The 392-nt window shown below is 64.3% G+C and carries 1 pseudogene; it reads right to left on the minus strand.

Annotation, left to right across the window (positions count from 1 at the left end):
- Window positions 1–119: 119 nt before the first annotated feature.
- Window positions 120–227: pseudogene (locus tag GWK61_RS58235) on the minus strand (IS5/IS1182 family transposase); the annotation flags it as partial.
- Between the last annotated feature and the right edge of the window lie 165 nt (window positions 228–392).

Below are 392 nucleotides of genomic sequence, written 5' to 3' on the forward strand. Positions count from 1 at the left end.
GTCTGGCACTGGCCCGCGAGATCGTGACCGATCATGGCGGCACCATCCGGGCCGTGGGGCGTCCCGGGGCCGGGGCCACGTTCACCGTCCGGCTGCCGGCCACGGCCTGAACGCGGGATACCGGTAGCGATCACCAGGTGGGTGTCGGCATTGATGATGACCTGCACGTTTGCCGAGAAGCGATAGTCCCGGGAGGCCGCGGCCACGCGCCGGTCCCGGACCGAGACTCCCATCAAAGCTCCGAGCTGCCGCATCCGCAACCAGTCTTCCGCACAGTTCACGGGTCCGGAAGTGTTTACCTATGGCACGAACGTTCCATGAAGGCCGTAAAAAGCTTTGAAATCCACAGCCCAACAGCAACCCGGCTCGAAAACTCCAGCCCTCCCCAAGAA

It is taken from the genome of Catenulispora rubra, from assembly GCF_015356825.1.
In the GTDB taxonomy this organism is placed as follows: domain Bacteria; phylum Actinomycetota; class Actinomycetes; order Streptomycetales; family Catenulisporaceae; genus Catenulispora; species Catenulispora rubra.